This window comes from Micrococcus sp. KRD096, assembly GCF_017168495.1.
Lineage (GTDB): Bacteria > Actinomycetota > Actinomycetes > Actinomycetales > Micrococcaceae > Micrococcus > Micrococcus luteus.
Genome location: NZ_JABFAY010000058.1, coordinates 1 through 410, shown reverse-complemented (window position 1 = coordinate 410; position 410 = coordinate 1). Strand labels below are relative to the sequence as shown.

The 410-nt window shown below is 69.3% G+C and carries 1 protein-coding gene; it reads left to right on the top strand.

Going from position 1 to position 410, the window contains the following annotated elements:
• Positions 1-229 precede the first annotated feature (229 nt).
• Positions 230-410 (top strand): helix-turn-helix domain-containing protein (locus J1M41_RS11540; protein ID WP_206451786.1); only part of this gene is annotated, 181 nt, incomplete at its 3' end.

Here is a 410-nt window from a genome sequence, read left to right as displayed (position 1 = left end):
CCCACAGCCCGACCGATCCGCTCGCGCTCAGGTCGATGGTCACCGAGTTCCCGCTCATCAGCCGTCTCCGTTCGCGCACCGCGCGGGGTCTACGGTGTGCCCCACGCCACACCGGCCATGCTAGGCATAATGCCGCGCTTGATGTCGCCGCCGAGCCGACCCGAACGGGTGATCTCGGAATAGCCCGAACGAGCCGAGATCATGAAGACCGATCAATCGGAGGACCCCCATGCGCCCCACCGTGCGCAGCCGCCGCCTGGGTGCCCGCCTGGGCGACCACCGGCAACAGAACAACCTGTCCGGCACCGAACTGGCCGCGCGGCTCGGCGTGCACCAGGCCACCTGGTCGAAGATCGAGACCGGGAAGACGAAGGTCTCCCCCGCCCTGCTGGCCCGCACGGCGGAGATCC